Source organism: Draconibacterium halophilum (genome assembly GCF_010448835.1).
GTDB lineage: Bacteria > Bacteroidota > Bacteroidia > Bacteroidales > Prolixibacteraceae > Draconibacterium > Draconibacterium halophilum.
Genome location: NZ_CP048409.1, coordinates 4,365,112 through 4,384,256 on the forward strand (window position 1 = coordinate 4,365,112; position 19,145 = coordinate 4,384,256).

17 protein-coding genes are annotated in these 19,145 nt (G+C 40.4%); 13 read left to right on the forward strand and 4 right to left on the reverse strand.

Annotated features, from left to right (window positions below):
• Positions 1–14: 14 nt before the first annotated feature.
• Positions 15–1,091, reverse strand: coding sequence for a [FeFe] hydrogenase H-cluster radical SAM maturase HydE (gene hydE / locus G0Q07_RS17750; protein ID WP_163348412.1), 1,077 nt, complete (start codon positions 1,089–1,091; stop codon positions 15–17).
• A gap of 322 nt (positions 1,092–1,413) precedes the next feature.
• Here hydE and G0Q07_RS17755 point away from each other — a divergent pair, with 322 nt between their 5' ends.
• The 5 genes from G0Q07_RS17755 to G0Q07_RS17775 all read left to right on the forward strand — a co-directional run bounded on the left by G0Q07_RS17755 (position 1,414) and on the right by G0Q07_RS17775 (position 5,457).
• The gene (locus G0Q07_RS17755) at positions 1,414–1,659 is read left to right on the forward strand and encodes a TM1266 family iron-only hydrogenase system putative regulator (RefSeq protein WP_163348413.1); all 246 of its coding nucleotides are present in this window, start codon (positions 1,414–1,416) and stop codon (positions 1,657–1,659) included.
• A 34-nt stretch (positions 1,660–1,693) separates the two neighbouring features.
• Positions 1,694–3,085: a [FeFe] hydrogenase H-cluster radical SAM maturase HydG gene (gene hydG, locus G0Q07_RS17760; RefSeq protein WP_163348414.1), complete on the forward strand. Its 1,392-nt coding sequence runs from the start codon at positions 1,694–1,696 to the stop codon at positions 3,083–3,085.
• Positions 3,086–3,180: 95 nt separating this feature from the next.
• Entirely contained in the window at positions 3,181–3,555 is a 375-nt protein-coding gene (locus tag G0Q07_RS17765; RefSeq protein ID WP_163348415.1) for a GxxExxY protein, read from the forward strand.
• Between the two features lie 19 nt (positions 3,556–3,574).
• Positions 3,575–4,969, forward strand: coding sequence for an aspartate ammonia-lyase (locus G0Q07_RS17770; RefSeq protein WP_163348416.1), 1,395 nt, complete (start codon positions 3,575–3,577; stop codon positions 4,967–4,969).
• Between the two features lie 188 nt (positions 4,970–5,157).
• Positions 5,158–5,457 (forward strand): hypothetical protein, encoded by a 300-nt coding sequence (locus G0Q07_RS17775; RefSeq protein ID WP_163348417.1) that lies wholly within the window; start codon positions 5,158–5,160, stop codon positions 5,455–5,457.
• A 256-nt stretch (positions 5,458–5,713) separates the two neighbouring features.
• Here G0Q07_RS17775 and G0Q07_RS17780 read toward each other — a convergent pair whose 3' ends face one another.
• Both G0Q07_RS17780 and G0Q07_RS17785 read right to left on the reverse strand, forming a co-directional pair.
• The gene (locus G0Q07_RS17780; RefSeq protein ID WP_203532600.1) at positions 5,714–6,409 is read right to left on the reverse strand and encodes a response regulator transcription factor; all 696 of its coding nucleotides are present in this window, start codon (positions 6,407–6,409) and stop codon (positions 5,714–5,716) included.
• Complete coding sequence (locus tag G0Q07_RS17785; protein WP_163348418.1) at positions 6,409–7,674, reverse strand: sensor histidine kinase; 1,266 nt, start codon at positions 7,672–7,674, stop codon at positions 6,409–6,411. Before G0Q07_RS17785 ends, G0Q07_RS17780 begins: the two co-directional genes overlap by 1 nt.
• A 206-nt stretch (positions 7,675–7,880) precedes the next feature.
• Between G0Q07_RS17785 and G0Q07_RS17790 the strand changes: the two genes are divergently transcribed.
• The 4 genes from G0Q07_RS17790 to kynU all read left to right on the forward strand — a co-directional run bounded on the left by G0Q07_RS17790 (position 7,881) and on the right by kynU (position 12,603).
• Positions 7,881–8,204 (forward strand): hypothetical protein, encoded by a 324-nt coding sequence (locus G0Q07_RS17790; RefSeq protein ID WP_163348419.1) that lies wholly within the window; start codon positions 7,881–7,883, stop codon positions 8,202–8,204.
• A gap of 1,072 nt (positions 8,205–9,276) precedes the next feature.
• Positions 9,277–10,506, forward strand: coding sequence for a [FeFe] hydrogenase H-cluster maturation GTPase HydF (hydF, locus tag G0Q07_RS17795; RefSeq protein WP_163348420.1), 1,230 nt, complete (start codon positions 9,277–9,279; stop codon positions 10,504–10,506).
• A gap of 73 nt (positions 10,507–10,579) precedes the next feature.
• Positions 10,580–11,314, forward strand: coding sequence for an SGNH/GDSL hydrolase family protein (locus tag G0Q07_RS17800; protein ID WP_203532601.1), 735 nt, complete (start codon positions 10,580–10,582; stop codon positions 11,312–11,314).
• 11 nt (positions 11,315–11,325) lie between these two features.
• Positions 11,326–12,603: a kynureninase gene (gene kynU / locus G0Q07_RS17805; protein WP_163348421.1), complete on the forward strand. Its 1,278-nt coding sequence runs from the start codon at positions 11,326–11,328 to the stop codon at positions 12,601–12,603.
• Positions 12,604–12,610: 7 nt separating this feature from the next.
• On the opposite strand, the gene G0Q07_RS17810 is transcribed toward kynU, so the two are convergent.
• Entirely contained in the window at positions 12,611–13,030 is a 420-nt protein-coding gene (locus tag G0Q07_RS17810; protein WP_163348422.1) for a hypothetical protein, read from the reverse strand.
• A 176-nt stretch (positions 13,031–13,206) separates the two neighbouring features.
• Here G0Q07_RS17810 and G0Q07_RS17815 point away from each other — a divergent pair, with 176 nt between their 5' ends.
• From G0Q07_RS17815 to G0Q07_RS17830, 4 genes are all read left to right on the forward strand, one after another.
• Positions 13,207–15,237, forward strand: a complete 2,031-nt coding sequence (locus G0Q07_RS17815) for a helix-turn-helix domain-containing protein (RefSeq protein ID WP_163348423.1) — start codon at positions 13,207–13,209, stop codon at positions 15,235–15,237.
• 116 nt (positions 15,238–15,353) lie between these two features.
• The gene (locus tag G0Q07_RS17820) at positions 15,354–15,911 is read left to right on the forward strand and encodes a hypothetical protein (RefSeq protein ID WP_163348424.1); all 558 of its coding nucleotides are present in this window, start codon (positions 15,354–15,356) and stop codon (positions 15,909–15,911) included.
• A gap of 470 nt (positions 15,912–16,381) precedes the next feature.
• Complete coding sequence (gene rpsO / locus G0Q07_RS17825) at positions 16,382–16,651, forward strand: 30S ribosomal protein S15 (RefSeq protein ID WP_163348425.1); 270 nt, start codon at positions 16,382–16,384, stop codon at positions 16,649–16,651.
• 119 nt (positions 16,652–16,770) lie between these two features.
• Positions 16,771–19,092, forward strand: coding sequence for a polyribonucleotide nucleotidyltransferase (locus G0Q07_RS17830; protein WP_163348426.1), 2,322 nt, complete (start codon positions 16,771–16,773; stop codon positions 19,090–19,092).
• Positions 19,093–19,145 lie beyond the last annotated feature (53 nt).

Sequence of the window (19,145 nt, forward strand, 5' to 3'; positions counted from 1 at the left end):
AATCGGAATGGTTATCAACCTTTTGTTTCAGGTTGTTTTTTGCTACGTATGTAAAAGTGTTTCGAGTCGCCCCATTCGCCATAACCTATTTCCGAACCGGCCATGTGGATTCTTGCCTCCAGACAATTGCGGCACAATTCGGCATCCTCATCCAAACAAGGTTTATCCTCGTAAAGCTGATACTCTTCGCGATATGCAGTTGGCGTTAGATTCGGCATAATTACATTGGCACCAATGGCCAGTGCTTTTTCACGTCCGGCCGGATCAATGGCCTGCAAAGCAGTGGCTGCAGCAATATTAATATCGGGCATTAATAAGCGTAAAACCGCAATCATGTTCAATGCCAGATCAAAACGTTCCTGCTTTGTTTTCAGCAGATGCCGGTGTTGATATAAGGGCGTGTCTTCGTGCTCGATGTATGGCCCCATTCCACACATATCAATATCTAGTTTTTTGAAAAACAAAAGATCATCGGCAAGGTGTTCGTAGGTTTGAAAAGGCAAACCAATCATCACCCCCGTTCCCACCTGGTAACCTGTATTTTTCAGACTTCTAAGCGCTTCAATTCGTTTTTCAAATGAATGAATTTCATTTTCAGGATGGATCTTGTAATACAATTCCCGGTTCGATGATTCAATACGCAACAAATACCGGTGAGCACCACTTTCGAACCAACGACGATACGTTTCCTGGCTTTGCTCGCCACAACTGAGTGTAATTCCCAATTCGCCATTCGAAATTTGCTTGATTTTTTTCAGCAAATCGTCTACCCTTTTAATAAATGTCGGCGACGATAATTCCCCCGACTGCAACACTACCGAGGCAAAATTATTCTCCCAGGCAAAACGACACGATTCCAGTATTTCGTCATCGCTTACATCATAACGAATAACTTTCTCGTTTCCTTTACGAATGCCGCAATACAAACAGTCTTTCGCGCAGATATTCGAGAACTCAACCAAACCACGGAAATAAACTTTATTCCCGGTTTCTTTTACCTTCACCTCCTGCGCCCGAGTTAAAAGTGCAGTCCGCTCTTCACCTGTGGCTTTTAGTAATTGTATGATTTCCTGTTTATCCAAACCAATCATTTTGAGCCACAAAAATATGCTTTTCTGCGCAATAAAACTCAAGAACCAAACCTTATGTTATGTTTTAGAACTAGGTTGCATAACATTAGCACTTTACAACATTTCTCATGTACAGAAATTGAAATTAAAATTACTTTTGTAGCCTAATCCTGCGGGAAGGCCACGGCTGACTTTAGGGAAAAGGATTAATGATTAACGTTGAAGGATTAATCAATAATCTGCTTTCCCTGAATTTCTCGTAGAATTTATTTGTAAAACCAGTTTGATGTTTGTTGACTGAAAAAACTTTGGTCTTCCAACTTCCAACTTCTAACTTTCATATATGAAACGACTGGGTTTTGTGGGTATAATAATTGAAAACCGCGAAAAATCATCAGAAAGCGTAAACCATGTTCTGAGTCAATACTCTGAACTCATTCTGGCCCGCACCGGGCTGCCCAACGCAAAAGAAAACTATTCCGTTATTACACTGGTAATTGATGCCACAACCGACGAGCTGGGCCAATTAACCGGGAAACTAGGAAACATTCCGGGTGTATCTGTAAAATCTGGTCTCGCCAAAAAATAGAAAAATAAAAACCGATCTTTTAACTCAAAAAAATATGTATAACGTACCTGCCGATTTTATCAACGAAGCCAAAGTTTGGGAAACACTGGAGCACAACAAAAATCCCGAGCCCGCACAAATTAGGGAAGTACTGGCAAAAGCTGCCGGAATGAAAGGTTTAAACCTTGCTGATGTCGCTATTTTAACTTCGATAAGCGATCCCGAGATGCTGGCAGAACTTTTTAATACGGCCAACACCGTTAAAGAAACCATTTATGGCAAAAGACTGGTGTTGTTTGCTCCACTTTACATTTCGAATTTATGCGCAAACGAATGTTTGTACTGTGCTTTCAGGGCAACAAATAAGGAAATCGACCGCCATGCACTATCGCAGGAACACATTGCGCGCGAAACAGAAGTGCTCATTAACCAAGGACACAAACGAGTATTGCTTGTCGCCGGTGAGTCGTATCCGAAAAAAGGATTCGATTATGTTTTGGAATCAATTCGAAGCGTTTACAGCGTTAAAAATGAACACGGAGAAATTCGCCGGGTGAATATAAATGTGGCTCCGCTAACGGTTGATGAATTTAAACAGGTAAAAGCAGAAGGTATTGGGACCTACCAAATTTTTCAGGAAACCTACCACCGCGAAACCTACCAAAAAGTACACGTTGGCGGTAAAAAACGTGACTATAACTGGCGAGTTTGGGCTTTACACCGCGCCATGGAAGCCGGTATCGATGATGTAGGAATTGGCGTATTGTTTGGCCTGTTTGACTATCGTTTTGAGATAATGGCGATGATGCAGCATATTTTTGAGCTGGAAGAAAAGTTTGGGGTTGGCCCGCACACCATCAGTGTTCCGCGCATGGAACCTGCAACCAACAGCGACATTGCATCGCATCCGCCATTCCCTGTTTCTGATATCGATTTCCGCAAGATTGTGGCCATTCTTCGTTTGGCAGTTCCTTATACCGGGATCATTATGTCGACACGAGAAACCGCAAAAATGCGCCGCGATACTTTTGCATTGGGAGTTAGCCAAATCTCGGCGGGGAGTAAAACCAATCCCGGAGGATACGAGGAAGATGATGCAATCTCAGGCCAGTTTAGTCTTGGCGATCATCGCCCGCTTGATGAAGTGATTCGCGATGTAGCATCAATGGGTTACATTCCGTCGTTCTGCACAGCGTGTTACCGTATGGGAAGAACAGGACAGGATTTTATGGACCTGGCCAAACCGGGAGACATTCGGTTACATTGTGGTCCAAACGGACTCAGTTCGTTTAAAGAATACTTGCAAAACTATGCATCGCCGGAAACACGTGAAATTGGCGATAAATTAATTCACGAGACAATTGCTGGATTAACCGGCGTAGCAAAACAACGCGCCGAAAAACTTGTAAACCGCGTAAAAGCCGGACGCGATGATGTTTATTGTTAATTGGCTGTACTATGATTGGCGAGATTTACCTGATTCCCTGATTCCATAATTAATTGTATTTTAGTGGGTAAACTTGTAACTCAGCAAATACAAATATGGAATTTGAAGAATTGACGCACAAAATTATCGGTTGTGCCATGCAGGTTCACCGAACTTTAGGAAATGGTTTTCAGGAAGTAATCTATCAAAGAGCATTGGCGCTTGAATTCGATCACCAGGGAATTGAATACGATAGAGAAAAAGTAATGTCAATTTACTACCGTGATTTTGAAATTGGAACCCGCCGCGTAGATTTTTTTGTTGAAAATAAAATCATGGTGGAATTAAAAGCAGTTATAAAGCTTGAAGATGTGCATTTAGCTCAGGCAATGAATTATCTGGAAGCTTACCACATGAAGATTGGTCTACTAATAAATTTTGGAAGCAAGAGTTTAACATTAAAAAGAGTTCACAACAACAATATCATGTAATCCAATAATCAAGCAAATCATGGTCAATACAAGAGAAGAAAGTGACTTTATTGGAAAGAAGCAACTACCTGCGGATGAGCTTTGGGGCATTCATACGGCTCGCGCAGTGGAGAATTTCCCAATCTCGGGACAGAAAGTTCATCCTGAGCTAATTAAAGCTTATGGAGAAGTTAAGCTGGCCTGCGCACAAACCAATAATTCGCTTGGTTTTTGGGATGATAACACAAAAGCTGAAGCCATTGAAAAGGCCGCTTTTGAAATGAGCCAGGGACTACTGAATGAGCAAATTCTGGTGGATGCTTTGCAGGGCGGTGCAGGAACTTCTACCAATATGAATGTAAATGAAGTACTGGCCAATCGTGCCCTGCAAATTCTTGGAAAAGAATTAGGTGATTATGCCACTGTCTCTCCACTTGATGACATCAACCTACACCAAAGCACCAACGACACCTACCCCACTGCACTTAAAGTAACCGCTATTCGTTTATTGCGCGAACTGGAACAAAATGTGCTGAACCTGCAGGAAGCTTTTCAGCAAAAAGAAAAGGAGTTTTCGCACATTGTGAAAATAGGACGCACGCAGTTGCAAGATGCCGTGCTGACGACGCTTGGCCGCGAAATGAGTGCTTATGCCGAAGCACTGAACCGCGATCGCTGGCGCATTTATAAATGCGAAGAACGTTTGCGCGTTGTAAATCTTGGTGGAACAGCCATCGGAACCGGGCTTGGTGCGCCGAAACAATTTATTTTTAGGGTAGTCGACAAGCTGCGTGAAAACACAAATATCGGTTTGGCACGCAGCGAAAACCTGATTGACGGCACACAAAATGTTGATGTATTTGTTGAAGTTTCAGGTATTTTAAAAGCATGTGCTTCCAATTTATTAAAGATTAGCAACGATCTTCGTTTGTTATCGAGCGGCCCACACGCAGGGCTGGCTGAAATTAATTTACCACAACTTCAGGCCGGCTCATCAATTATGCCGGGAAAAGTAAATCCGGTTATTCCTGAAGCAGTTGCACAGGCTGCCATAAAAGTAATGGGTAACGATCAGGTTATTGCCCAGGCCTGTAGCGCCGGAAATCTTGAACTCAACCAGTTTTTGCCACTTATCGCTCACAGCTTCCTCGAGTCGATCAATCTGCTTAAAAATGCAAGCAAAATATTTAGCGAAAAATGTGTGGTTGGGATTTCGGCCAATGAGGTTATTTGCCGGATGAATGTAGATAACTCAACCGCTACCATTACCGCACTTGTTCCTGCCATTGGATACGACCGCTGTTCCGAGATCATCAAAATGGCTGAAAACAGTGCTTTGTCAATTAAAGAAGCAGCCTTATTATCAGGATATTTAACGGATAAAGAGTTTGAACAATTGATTACTCCTGAAGCCGTTTGCCGGTTAGGCAACTAATACTTACCAATTTTAACAACACATTAACACCGCCGTACACGCCTCACATACTGCACATTAACATCCTTATTGCATTTAAAGATATATTTATCTTATTCTGCGCTTGCTTTTTATTGATATAGTTATTAATATTGAGTCTGAATAAACATAGTAAAAGAAAATTTCTTAAATAACTAAAATTTTAAATCATGAAAAAAGTATTATTTCTTTTAGCGTTTGTTGCAGTTTACGGAGTATCATTAGCAATGACTGAAGCAACAGTTGTTACCAACGATGAAATCGTTCAGGTTGTAGACAACGCCGATAAAGTAGAAAAAGAAACAGAAGAGGGTAAGAAAGCCACAAAGTCTGAAGCAAAAGCTAAAGGCGAAGGATGTTCAGATTCAAAAGCTAAAGCAAAAGCTGATGGATGCTCAGGCGAGAAATCAGCAGAAAAGAAAGGCGACTGCAGCAAAACCTGCGGTGGTGAAAAATCAGGTAAATCTTAGTAGATTACCTGTTATAAAGGAAAGTCGTTCATTAATAAATGAGCGACTTTTTTTTTGAAAGTCTGGCCCGTAAAAATCAGCTCTACCTAATATCATCCTCCGGCTTCCTTCGTCAGCCATCTCCTTCAAAAAGTGGATTCGTTATAAAACACTACACTGGTTTAATATCAATTCCCCTTTGAAGAGGAATAAAAGGGGATGATAAAAAACTTAGACTCTGAATAGTGTGATTCCGATGAATTATGAATTTGTTTTGCTAGCAATGTAAAATATAACCCACTTTTACCACATTCTCGATAGAGATTGAAGGGTCTCCGGCAAAGTATTTTCTAAGTTTCGAGATAAATACATCGAGGCTTCGTCCGGCAAAGTAATCGTTCTCTCCCCAAATAGCAGTTAAGATCTGCTCGCGTCGAACCACATTCTTTTTTTCCTTGCAAAGCATAAGTAACACTTCGGCCTCTCGTGTTGTAAGGCGTTTTACATTTCCGTTTAAACTCAGCGAAAGATTTTCATAATCGAATTCATAAGCACCCACCTGGTAAACACTTTCGGTTTCTTCCTGGATAAAATCGCTGCGTTTACTAATGGCCACAATTTTACACCACAACTCGTCCTCATCAAAAGGTTTGGTAATGTAATCGTCGGCACCAATGGTATACCCTTTCATTTTATCCTCTTTCATGGCGCGTGCCGTAAGAAAAATCACCGGAATTTCAGGCTGAACAGCTTTCACTTTTTTAGCCAGCGAAAAACCATCCATTTTGGGTAACATCACATCGAAAATACAAAAGTTAAAATCTCCTGTTTTTTTAAATCCTTCCAAACCTTCTTCTCCATCGCGATACCGGGTAACACCAACACCACGACTCTTTAAAAATTCCTCCAACAGAAATCCAAGATTGTGGTCGTCTTCAACTAAAATAATATTCAGGTTTTTTTCGTCCATCATTATGATTTTTCCAGCGGTAATTCAATCTTAAAAACAGTTCCTTCATCACTTGTGCTTTCAACAGCAATGGTTCCGTTATGCGCTTCAACAATTTGTTTTACGTAGGCCAGCCCAATTCCAAAACCTTTGGCGTTATGCACATCGCCTGTTGGCACCCTGTAATACTTATCAAAAATATACTTTTGAAATTTAACCGGAATACCAATTCCATTATCTATTACCAAAATCACCAGGTTTTCGTTTTCAACGCGTGTTTTAACGGCAATATCGGGCGCACGTTTTGAATATTTTATGGCATTCGAAAGCAAGTTGACAAATACATTTACAAAATGCATCCGGTCGATAAACACCTGGTTGTCTCCCGATTCAAAATCATAAGTTATTTGTCCGAACTGCTCATTAATCAACATTTCGCAAGTCGACGCGGCTTCTTTCACCACATCCTCTATTGATGCTTTTTCTTTGTTGTAATCAAATTCATTTCGTTCCACAGCTTCAAGCCGTAATAAGCTCTCAACCAGATTTTGCAGTTTGCGGTTTTCTTTTGTTATCAGCTCGGCATAACTCGTCAATTTTGTATCATCATCGCCATAACGTTTTTTGCGGATCATATTCGATGCCAGTGCAATAGACGACAATGGTGTTTTAAACTCGTGACTTACATTATTCAGCAGCTCTTTTGTATGCCTTGCAATACGTATTTCGCGGTTGTAAATCCGCAACAGGTAAAGCAGCGCAACAATTAACAGAAGGATTAGTATTACCGAACCAAGAAACATATAACCCGCTGTGGCAAAGAAAAAGCGGGTTCGCGACGGAAATTCCACGACCAGTTGATAACCGGTTTGTCCCAGTATTCCTCCCATACATCGCGAATAATACAAACCATTATAGTATTCGGCCTCCAACCTTTTTAACTCTTCCGAATTATTTTCCAGAATATACATTTCATACTCCAAGTCAATATCATATGATTTTAGCTCATCCTCAATTGCATCATGTATCTTCTGCCAAACTCCGGAAGTTGTTAATTGTGTTTTTAAACGAACCGAATCGCATTCCAAACAAGCTTTTACCTTATTACAAAGTGGCTTATCAGCTGTCAACGTAGTCATCGTTTCACTAAGAGCTAATTCAACACTTTTCTCAAAAACCTTGTCCTGAAAGCGAATGGAATAAACGATCCATTTTATTTGGGTTGCCAGCAGTGCCAGAATAATCAGCAAGGCCATCAAAAATGTATATTTTCTGAATACTGTTTTCACGTATTATTTTTCCTGAGTCTAAACTATTCAATGTTTAATACCATAATCCTATTGATAACCAATTGTTTTATGGCTTTATAATAGTCAAAAATAACCATTAAATCAACAATCTCTCCGGCTGTTAAATATATTAACCTCGCATTAACGCTTACATTAATGATTAAACAATACATTTGTAACACGATCAAAATAAAAACTAAAAAATCATGAAACGAATTCTAATTGTAATTACTCTGATTGCTGCTTACAGTGTTGCTATGGCAACCACAAGTGCAAAGGTTAATACCGTAAAAAGATCGGAAGTAACTGTAGTTGCCGACGATAACAACACCGTTGTAATCAACAAAGAAGAGGACGAAAAGAAGAAGAAGAAGAAAGCAGAAAAGAAAACCACAACCACGAAAAAAGCTGATAAAAAGGCAAGCGGATGCTCTGAGACACAAAAGAAAAGTTGTGCAGCATCGGGAAAAACCTGTGGTGACGTAAAGGCCACTACTGAAAAAAAGAGTTGTTGTGGAGGATCGAAGTAAAATCAACTTCAAATAAATTAATTAAAGGGTGCTTTAGCACCCTTTTTTTATGTCTCGCCGTCGACAAAAAGTGAGCTTTCACAAGAAAAAAGAATCAGCTTAAAAACCTGATGAATTAATTTATTGAGACAGCATTTGAATTACTCAGATTTTATGCCGGCCGGCGGTCTTCATTTTTGTCTTACCACAAAAACGAAGCAAAAAAGGCAAGGCTGCTTTTGGCCCTTCCCCTACGTTTTCATAAAACCTAAATTCGGACGGGTGATCTCCTCGATTCCTCGGAGCTTCCCGCTCTCATTAAGGTTTCATTTCTTCTCATTATTATTGTTTATTTTAAAGGTATTCGATGTAACTCGCAAAGCAATTATACTTTCTTTTAGGTTAGTTATCCAGTTTGCTCGTTTCAACTTCTGGCAATGACCCAAAGAGGCCAGTTCGCTTATAAAACGGGTACTAAAAAGTCAAATTCGGGTAACTTTGTTGAGGATGACTAACTTATAATCTAAAGGATGAAATATGGGTAAAACCCTTGTGCGGGCTCGTCAAAAATCCCTGCCTACCGCAGGCAGGCGTCAATCGGGCTAATAAGCTTCATTGAAAAAACGCAAAGGTTTTTTTTGATCCCGATAGAATCGGGAGTTGCTTTTTATCGAATGAAAAAGGAACTGCCCGTCTGGCACTAAGACGAAAGATACAGAAATAAGCGAACGTTAAATTTTTCTCATTCTACTATTCAATGTGATCGAATAGCATAACTATACCTGACATTTTGCAAACTCTCCCGCGGGAGAACCGGATATATGTAAGGGAGAACACCCCTCAGGTGCGGGAGAACTGCTCACAAGGCAGGGAGAAGTACCCAAAAACGTGGGAGAAGATCATTTTTGAGGGGAGAAAAGGCAAGAATCGTGGGAGAACTGTATATGCAAGTGGGAGAACCAACATTTACAATGAAAGGAAGCTTGTTTTTTCGCAGCCAAGAACTTTTCTGAAAGAGCTGATTCTATTTTTCATTTCATTAATTGCGGAAATTGGATTGAATTTGTACTTTCAGTCGCGCAAAACAGAAAACATGAGAGCACCAAAATCATTTCGTTTACATATTGGAATTTTTGGCCGTAGAAATGCCGGCAAGTCAAGCCTATTAAATGCACTAACACAACAGGATGTATCCATTGTTTCGGATGTTGCCGGAACAACTACCGACCCGGTAGAAAAGCCAATGGAACTGCTTCCGTTGGGACCGGTACTTTTTATCGATACAGCTGGTATAGACGATGTTGGAGCGCTGGGCGAAAAACGAATTGCCAAAACTCTTGCCGTATTCGACCGAACAGATTTAGGAGTAATCGTCTCGAACTTTAACGATTGGGGAGAATACGAAGAATCACTGATCGGTGAGTTCAACGAACGGGAAATTCCGTTTGTAGTGGTTTTTAACAAGTGCGATCTTTACGAAGAAAACTTTGAACTTATTGGTGCCCTCGATGGGAAAAAGATAAAGCTGGTGCAGACTTCGGTAATTGAAAAAACAGGGTTACTTGATCTTCGCCAGTTATTGCTGAACTCAGCCCCGGCCGATTTTATTAACCGCCCCAGTATTTTAGGCGATCTGGTTGGAGCCGGAGAAGCTGCCGTTTTGGTGGTGCCCATAGATAAAGAAGCGCCAAAAGGCAGACTGATTTTGCCACAGGTGCAAAGTATCCGCGATTTGCTCGACAACGACGCATTCTGTATGGTGGTGAAAGAGCGTGAATTGCGCGAAGCATTGTCGCGGTTTAACAAGCCACCAAAACTGGTAGTTACCGATTCGCAGGCCTTTTTAAAAGTAGCTGCCGACACACCTCCCGAAATTCCGCTAACCTCGTTTTCCATTTTATTTGCACGCCACCAAGGCGATTTGAATGAAATGGTTCGCGGAGCAATGGCCATCGACGAGTTAAAAACCGGCGATAAAGTTTTGATTGCCGAAGCCTGCTCACACCATCCCATTGGTGAAGATATTGGCACGGTAAAAATACCACGCTGGCTCACTCAATATGTTGGCGGCAAGCTACAAATAGACAGTACACGCGGGCACGATTTCCCGCCAAACCTTTCGGAATATAAACTGATTATTCATTGTGGTGCCTGCATGTGGAACCGCCGCGAAATGCTGAGCCGTATTATAAAAGCTAAACAAGCAGGAGTTGCCATTACCAATTACGGATTAACCATTGCTTATTCATTGGGAATATTCGAACGTGCTTTAGAACCTTTTCCTGCAGCAATGGACATTTATAAAAATGGCATTGGGAATTAGCGTTTAAAATTCCAACGGCTAATTCAAACCCAAAACCAACCTAAGTTGTTGATTGATTAAAAGAAAAGAAAAAATGAGCCGGATACTATTTTTATTTTTAATGCTTGCAGGACTGGCCTGTACCGAAAAAGAAAATCCAGTAATTATGATTGAAGAACCGCGCCCGGAGAATCCTAACAAAGAAGAAAATAAAAACTCAGAATTGGACTATCTCGCGTTAGGAGATTCATATACAATTGGAGAGAGCGTGGAGGAAAGTAAGCGTTTTCCGGTTCAGTTAGTTGATCGATTAAAAGCTGAAGGTTTTGAAATGCAACCTGCAAAAATTGTTGCCCGCACCGGCTGGACAACCGATGAATTGGCCGCTGCCATCGAAAATGAGGAATTAAAAGAATCATACAACCTGGTAACCTTACTGATTGGCGTGAATAACCAATATCGTGGAAGAAGCGCTGATGATTACCGGGGCGAGTTCAGAAAAAATCTGCAAACAGCTATTCAATATGCCGGCAACAAAGCTCAAAATGTAATTGTTATTTCAATCCCCGATTATGGTGTTACCCCTTTTGGAAAAAGCCGCAATCCGGAACAAATTGCTAAAGAAATTGACGAATACAACGCCATAAATTTTCAGGAGTCCCAGCAAGCGAATGTACGTTACGTGGAAATAACAGCCATTTCGCGCGAGGCGCTTAACGATGAAACGCTGGTTGCTTCCGATGGCCTGCATCCGTCGGGAGAAATGTACCGGCGCTGGGTAGAAAAGGTTCTTCCTGAAGCCAAAGAAATACTCGAAAGCCAAAACTAATACCAACGAAAATGTTTGAAACAAACGCAAACTTTGCCATCCAAAAAGATAAAAATGATCCGTTGAAAGAATATCGAGAATCATTTTTTATAGCCGACGAAAACACCATTTATTTAGATGGAAATTCTTTAGGACGGCTTCCCAAAGCTACGAAATTGCTTATTTCTGAAGTCACCGAAAAACAATGGGGAACCAACCTGATTGAAAGCTGGAACAAATATTGGTACGAGAAGTCGAGCGAGCTGGGAAACAAAATTGCAAAGTTAATTGGTGCAGCAGATAATGAAGTAATTGTTTCAGATAACACGTCTACAAATCTGTACAAATTGGCGCATGCAGCACTAAGGCTGAAACATAACAAAACAGAAATAGTAAGCGATGTTTTCAATTTTCCTACCGACTTGTACATCTTGCAGGGTTTAATTGAAGAAGCAGGAACTGATTACAAGCTGGTTCTGGCGAATTCAAAAGACGATATTCATATCGATATAAATGACCTAAAAAGTAAAATAACCCAAAATACGGCCCTTGTTGTTTTATCGCTTGTAGCTTTTAAAAGTTCATTTTTTTACAACGCCCGGGAAATTACGGAGTGGGCACACAAAAAAGGAGCATTGGTACTTTGGGATTTAAGTCATGCTGCCGGGGCTATACCCATTGATCTCACAAAAACCAACGCCGACCTGGCAGTGGGTTGCACTTATAAATACCTAAATGGCGGACCTGGATCTCCTGCTTTTCTGTACGTCCGTAAAGATCTACAGAATAAACTTACCTCGCCAATTCAAGGTTGGTTTGGCGACGATCGACCTTTTAATTTTGATTTGAATTACAAACCAGCCAAAGGAGTTCGTCGTTTTCTTACAGGTACTCCGCCGGTTATAAATCAGATGGCAATTGAACCGGGAGTAGATCTTCTACTTAACGCAGGAATGAAAAACATCCATAAAAAAAGCGTAACACTTTCTGAATACTTTATATTCCTGATTCAGGAAATAGCACAGAAAAATGGTTTTACAATCGGATCGCCACTCGATTCCAATAAACGAGGCTCTCATATTTCGGTAAAACATCCCGAAGCCTATCGAATTTGCCAGGCACTAATTAATCCTCAAAAATCGAAATTAAAGATTATTCCAGATTTCAGGGAACCCGATAACATTCGCTTTGGGTTTACACCTCTTTACACCAATTTTATTGAAGTTTGGACTACTGTTGAGCGCTTAAATACAATTATAGAAACAAAAGAATATGAATGCTTTTCAATGAAAAAGAAGGTCGTTACTTAGACGAAGACTAATTTATTTTATTAAAAAAACCAAAAAACTCAATCTTCCCAAAAGCATCCTTTTTAAGCAATTTCAGGTTTCCTTTTTCAAACGCAAATTGAAATTCAATACTATTCCTAAAATCTTTTGCGTGAATAAATGTGATAAAATTTCGAGCTACACTCCATTTCCCTTCCGAAAAGGTTCGAAGAAGTTCAACCGGAGAATTTCCGGCAAGGATTAATTCGTGGTTTTCAAGTAAAGATAAAACAAACAGCACTTTGTTTTCATTCAGGTATTGTTCCTCAAAATGCAACAGTTTGTCGCCCTCATCTACATAATATTCAAACAATTGCCACTTTCCGGGAATCAGTTTTTTTTTACTCCCCAATACCTCGGGAGATTTTAGCCAGTCGACAAATTTTGAGAAAATCAATTTTAATTTCATTACAAGCCTGTTACGATTGATATGACCTTATCCCGACAAAAAAGTTTAATGTTATAAATAATTTAAATCCGAACACCTTATCAGAATTTTACAAGTACTGTTTCAAACGCAACAATAATCAGCTTCCAACGTATTTTGAGGTATGTAAAAAAAGCCACTAACTCATTCTTTTCCAGATGGACCACAACTTCATTCAAAATCTCACCTTAATTGTTCAGGAGAACCTGCAGAATGAAGATTTTGGCCCAGAGCAGCTTGTTGAAATCATCGGAAAAAGCCATTCCACCATCCATCGGCGGGTAAAAGAATATTCTGGACAAAGCATCAGTCAGTTTATACGGGCAATACGATTGAATGCTGCCAAAGAACTACTTTTAAATGAAGAAGATACCATTGCCGAAATTTCATACAAGGTTGGTTTCGGAAGCCCTACCTATTTTAATAAATGTTTTCATGATGAATTTGGAATGCCTCCGGGAGAATTTAAAAAGAAATTCAGGTCGAAAAAAACAGGAACCCGACACCATCGTCTTTTTTACCTTCTACCAGTTTTGCTGCTCCTCGTATTTTTTTTAATTCCCAATCACCGTTTTTCTTTATTGGCCAATAAAAACAATACTGAAAAAACAATTGCAGTATTACCATTTAACTATTTAGGATCGGAAAAAGAAAAGCAACATTTCTCTAATGTAATGATGCTCGAAATTACCAGTAAACTATCGATGGTTGAGAATCTGGTAGTTCTTTCAATTCCAGCGATTGATACTGACAAGAAAGAACCGAACAATCAGCTGGTCAAAAAACTGGGGGTAAATTATCTGCTCAAAGGCAACCTCCACATTGCAGGCAACAAGATGAAATTGATTGTTAACCTTACCAACACAAAAAATGGAGAAATTGAGTGGTCGGAAACCTTTAACTCCGGTCTTGAAAATATATTAGAAATAGAAAGTAATATTTCTCAGGCAATAGCTCAACAGGTAAACGCTTTTATAACTCCCGATGAAAAAGCGCGAATGAGAAAGATACCTACCCTCAGTTCCGAAGCCAACGACTTTTATCAGTCGGGCCGGGCTGCACATATGGAATACTGGCAAAACAACTCCGATCTTGTATCGCTAAGCAAGGCAGAAGATTACTACCAAAAAGCATTGAACAACGACTCTACCTTTGCGCAGGCCTATGTAGGACTGGCCCAAATTGCGTACGATAAAACCACATGGTCCGACATTTTTAAAAACACTTATCTCGACACTGTTTTAAGTCTTGCGAACAGAGCCTTGTCGTTCGACAACACGTTATCAGATGCTTATACATTGCGAGGTGATTACTACCGCGCCCGATTTTCGGATAAAGCCATTGTGCAATATCAACAGGCTTTGCACTTTAATCCAAATAGCTGGCAAGCTTATTATGGTTTAGGTAATTTTTATTTATTACAAAACAGTATTAAGTCGGCGCAGAATATTCTTGAAGCAACAAAACGGCGCAGAGGACCGGAATACCCTATAATGCTCGACAACCTGGCTTTTATATTTATTCTGAACGGATTATTCGACGAGGGACAAGAACTAATTAACCGAAAACTATTGTGGGACAACGACTCGCTGTATTATTACCGGCGATTAGCGCTAATTGAAGAATATAAAGAGCATTTTGAAAAAGCCGCCGGGTATGCCCTAAAAGCCCGGGCAATCGATTCAACAAACCTAAATGCAAATAGCCTGTTGGCTTTCAATTATGTTTTACTTAAAGAGTTTAAGAAAGCCACCTATTATAACGAACGAATTGTACAAATCTCCAACAATATCAATTTTAAGCTAAACAACGAACACCATCGGATAGGCTATGTTTACCTCGTAAATGGCGATAAGCAAAACGCAACAAAATACTTTCACCGGCAAATTGATGCCAGCCAAAAGTTAATTGCAATGGGCAATGCCGAAGAAGCGCTTTACGACTTGGCCGCAACTTACGCCATTTTAAACGAAAATGATAAAGCCTTCGAAAACCTGAAAAAAGTACAACAACAAAATACCAACCTATGGTTTATCTATTTCTACATGAAAAATGACCCGCTGTTAAATACTATTCGTAATGAACCTGCGTTTCAGGAAATTTTAAACCGGGTAAAAACCAAAGCCGAAACAGAACGTAACAAACTTAAAAACTGGGCCGTTCAACAAAAATTATTCGCCCGCCATTAGCTGACATATAATCGAAACTTTTGAACTATACATCCAACCTTCCCATATATAGTTGCTATGCCTTGCAACCTTAAATTTCAGAATTTGTAGCCACTATTAACTTAAAAAATTTTACCATGAAACGCATCATCTTTTTATTGATTGGAATATTCATCGTGGCTACAGCTTGCCAGGATGATTTTGTAGAAACAGACGACAGTCTTAAAAGTGCCAAATCTGAAAAAACCCAAACTTTTCAGATAAAAGGTTGGGCTGAGGTTATACCCGATTGGGATTCAGGAATGTTCACATGTACTCCTGAAGAGTACGAAATTGCATTTTGCACCAGAGGTTGGGTTATGGGACATGGAAATATTTTGGGAACCGTTGTTCGCGAACAAAGTACTTACGAAAAAGTTTCGTGTGATGTAACAATGACACCAGACGGACCTGTTGCGCATAATGTTGTTAGCGCAGATGTTCTCAGAACAAATGGAAACCGAACCTATGTAATTTCCCATATGTATATTAATGTTGCCACCGGCGATATTTGGGGACACAATGAACTTGTAGGAGGAACAGGTCGATTTGACGGAATTTCGGGCACCATTCAAATTCTTAATGCTGTTGTGGTTCCTGAAACCGGAGGCATTAGCTGGGAAGAAGAAGGCGAAATCACACTAATTCTCAAATAAGAAATATACGAACACGGTTATGCTTGAACCACCTCTTGTTTTGGAGGTGGTTTTCTTTTTCCGCAAAAAAGAAAAAGGGTAGCCCAACAGCCACCCCTCACATTCCTAAATGTATAATGATAAAAAATAAGGGTACAACAAGTTTAAGTAATCGAAACAGGAATGTTCTTCTTTTAGATCACTACTTATCAACAACTTACCGTGAATAGTCTTCCGTTGCCATGCTTTAAACAGTCCAAATATCTTCAATCCGAAAATGCTTAACCCTGTTATTAACTTTTTTTATTCATGTGTAAAATCGTATTACTTTTGCTGCTTCTACGCTGCTTAATTACTATTAGTCAGTAAAAACCGCCAACACTTTGTCAATCAAAATCTTTTAACTATTTTTGCGGCCAATTAATTTTATGCCGTTTCTATTGAAAGCGATGTTGCGGCGTAGACATTGTATAACAAATAGTTCTTTTAACATGTATTTATCATCAGAAAAAAAACAAGAGATTTTTGCCAAACATGGCAAATCAGCTCAAGACACAGGTAGCACAGAAGGTCAGATTGCGTTGTTCTCAACAAGAATTAACCACTTGACAGAACACCTGAAAAAAAACAAAAAAGACCACAGCACCCGTCGCTCGTTGATTAAATTAGTAGGTAAGCGTCGTAGCTTGCTCGACTACCTTATCAAAAAAGATATCGAACGATATCGTGCGATTATTAAAGAATTGAACTTACGTAAGTAAATTATATTGAAAGGCAATGCATTGGTATTGCCTTTCTTTTTTGTAAATTGCAAATCCTCACCACCCATTGTAATTAACAAAGGCCGCTTTACAGGCCGCAAAAAATTTTTATTTGAATTATGGTAAACGCTACAGTTAAAACAATCGATCTTGCCGATGGCAGGAAGATTACCATTGAAACCGGCAAATTGGCCAAACAAGCCGATGGTTCGGTAGTGGTTCGAATGGGTGACACCATGTTGCTGGCAACAGTTGTGTCGGCAAAAGAAGCAAGAGAAGATGTGGATTTTATGCCCTTATCGGTTGATTACCGCGAAAAATTTTCCGCCGCAGGACGTTTCCCGGGTGGTTTCCTGAAAAGAGAAGCCCGTCCGAGTGACGACGAAATTTTGGTTGCACGTTTAGTAGACCGTGCACTTCGTCCACTTTTCCCGGATGATTACCATGCAGAAACAGCAATGATGATTTCGCTTGTTTCTGTTGGAACAGATGAAATGCCAGATGCACTGGCAGGATTAGCTGCTTCGGCAGCCATTGCAGTTTCAGATGTTCCTTTTGAAACACCTATTTCTGAATGTCGTGTTGCCCGAGTAGACGGACAATACGTAATCAACCCATCTCGTGTGCAAATGGAAGAAGCTGACCTGGAAATTATGGTTGGTGCTTCGTACGACAACATTATGATGGTTGAAGGCGAAATGAGCGAAGTTTCGGAAGAAGTAATGCTGGAAGCCATAAAAGTGGCACACGAAGAAATTAAAAAGCAATGTAAAGTTCAGGAAGAATTAGCTGCTGAGCTGGGTGTTGTTAAACGGGAGTATTGCCACGAAAACAATAACGAGGAGCTGCGCGAGCGTGTAAACGCAGAAACTTACGAAGCTTGTTACGAGGTTGCCAAAAAGCAATTAACCAACAAAGCCGAGCGCATGGATTCTTTTATGGTAATTCGCGATGAGTTTATCGAGAAATACACAGAAGAAAATGCTGAAAACGAGGAAATTGACTTAGAACAGCACATTGGTTTAATTAAAAGATATTACCACGACGTTGAAAAAGAAGCCATGCGCCGCATGATTCTTGACGACAAAATTCGTTTAGACGGACGTGCAACCAACGAAATTCGTCCTATTTGGGGTGAAGTAAATTACTTGCCGGGTGCACACGGTTCATCAATTTTTACCCGTGGCGAAACCCAATCGTTAACTTCGGTTACATTGGGTACAAAAATGGACATTAAAAAAATTGACAATGTAACCTTCCAGGGAACGGAAAACTTCCTGTTACATTACAACTTCCCTCCATTTTGTGTTGGCGATGCAAAAACACCACGCGGAACCAGCCGCCGTGAAATCGGTCACGGAAACCTGGCCTTACGCGGTTTAAAACGAATGATTCCTGAAGATTTCCCTTACGTTGTTCGTATTATGTCCGACATTCTTGAGTCGAACGGTTCGTCATCAATGGCAACTGTTTGTGCAGGAACAATGGGAATGATGGATGCCGGTATTAAAATTAAGAAACCGGTATCGGGTATCGCAATGGGATTGATTACCGATAAAGGCGCTGAAAAATACGCTGTTCTTTCTGACATTTTAGGTGACGAAGACCACCTGGGCGACATGGACTTTAAAGTTACAGGTACTGCCGATGGTATTACTGCTACCCAAATGGACATTAAAGTTGACGGACTACCATACGAAGTGCTTGCCGAAGCATTGCAACAGGCCAAAGAAGGTCGTTTGCACATTTTAGGCGAAATGCTGAAAGTTATTCCTGAGCCACGCGAAGATTACAAACCAAATGTTCCACGTATTGAGACAGTTATGATTCCGAAGGACATGATTGGTGCAATTATCGGACCTGGAGGAAAAGTAATTCAAGCCATTCAGGAAGAAACCAATACAGTTATTGTAATTGAAGAGATAGACGATCAGGGTAAAGTTGAAATTTCGGGACAAGGACTGGAGCCAATTGAAGCTGCAAAAGCTAAAATTAAGGCCATTACTGCACTTCCTGAAGTAGGCGAAGTTTACCAGGGAAAAGTAAAATCGGTAGTTTCTTTCGGAGCATTTATCGAAATTATTCCCGGAAAAGAAGGTCTGTTACACATTTCGGAAATGGCTTGGGAGCGTGTTGAAAACGCTGAAGACTTTGCCAAAGAAGGAGAAGTTGTTGAAGTTAAACTGATTGGTGTAGACGAAAAAACCGGCAAACTGAAACTTTCAAAGAAAGTTCTTCTTCCAAAACCAGAAGGTTATGTAGAGCGCCCACCAAGAGATAACCGTGGTGGTGACCGCAGAGGCGGCGACCGTCGTGGTGGCGATTTTAGAGGTGGCGATCGCAGAGGTGGCGACAGAAGACGCGATGACCGTCGTGGTGGTGGTGATGACCGCAGAGGTGGTGATCGCAGAGAATTCCGTCCTCGTCGCGATAACGACTAATACTAATTGTTTTCAGTGTGAGCCTTAAGCGAAACACTGAAATTACAATGGTT

What these genes read in the sequence shown, in the direction of transcription:
- hydE (WP_163348412.1), bottom strand. Translation starts at nt 1,091, where the DNA reads ATGATTGGTTTGGATAAACAGGAAATCATACAATTACTAAAAGCCACA.
- G0Q07_RS17755 (WP_163348413.1), top strand. Translation starts at nt 1,414, where the DNA reads ATGAAACGACTGGGTTTTGTGGGTATAATAATTGAAAACCGCGAAAAA.
- hydG (WP_163348414.1), top strand. Translation starts at nt 1,694, where the DNA reads ATGTATAACGTACCTGCCGATTTTATCAACGAAGCCAAAGTTTGGGAA.
- G0Q07_RS17765 (WP_163348415.1), top strand. Translation starts at nt 3,181, where the DNA reads ATGGAATTTGAAGAATTGACGCACAAAATTATCGGTTGTGCCATGCAG.
- G0Q07_RS17770 (WP_163348416.1), top strand. Translation starts at nt 3,575, where the DNA reads ATGGTCAATACAAGAGAAGAAAGTGACTTTATTGGAAAGAAGCAACTA.
- G0Q07_RS17775 (WP_163348417.1), top strand. Translation starts at nt 5,158, where the DNA reads ATGAAAAAAGTATTATTTCTTTTAGCGTTTGTTGCAGTTTACGGAGTA.
- G0Q07_RS17780 (WP_203532600.1), bottom strand. Translation starts at nt 6,409, where the DNA reads ATGATGGACGAAAAAAACCTGAATATTATTTTAGTTGAAGACGACCAC.
- G0Q07_RS17790 (WP_163348419.1), top strand. Translation starts at nt 7,881, where the DNA reads ATGAAACGAATTCTAATTGTAATTACTCTGATTGCTGCTTACAGTGTT.
- hydF (WP_163348420.1), top strand. Translation starts at nt 9,277, where the DNA reads ATGAGAGCACCAAAATCATTTCGTTTACATATTGGAATTTTTGGCCGT.
- G0Q07_RS17800 (WP_203532601.1), top strand. Translation starts at nt 10,580, where the DNA reads ATGAGCCGGATACTATTTTTATTTTTAATGCTTGCAGGACTGGCCTGT.
- kynU (WP_163348421.1), top strand. Translation starts at nt 11,326, where the DNA reads ATGTTTGAAACAAACGCAAACTTTGCCATCCAAAAAGATAAAAATGAT.
- G0Q07_RS17810 (WP_163348422.1), bottom strand. Translation starts at nt 13,030, where the DNA reads ATGAAATTAAAATTGATTTTCTCAAAATTTGTCGACTGGCTAAAATCT.
- G0Q07_RS17815 (WP_163348423.1), top strand. Translation starts at nt 13,207, where the DNA reads ATGGACCACAACTTCATTCAAAATCTCACCTTAATTGTTCAGGAGAAC.
- G0Q07_RS17820 (WP_163348424.1), top strand. Translation starts at nt 15,354, where the DNA reads ATGAAACGCATCATCTTTTTATTGATTGGAATATTCATCGTGGCTACA.
- rpsO (WP_163348425.1), top strand. Translation starts at nt 16,382, where the DNA reads ATGTATTTATCATCAGAAAAAAAACAAGAGATTTTTGCCAAACATGGC.
- G0Q07_RS17830 (WP_163348426.1), top strand. Translation starts at nt 16,771, where the DNA reads ATGGTAAACGCTACAGTTAAAACAATCGATCTTGCCGATGGCAGGAAG.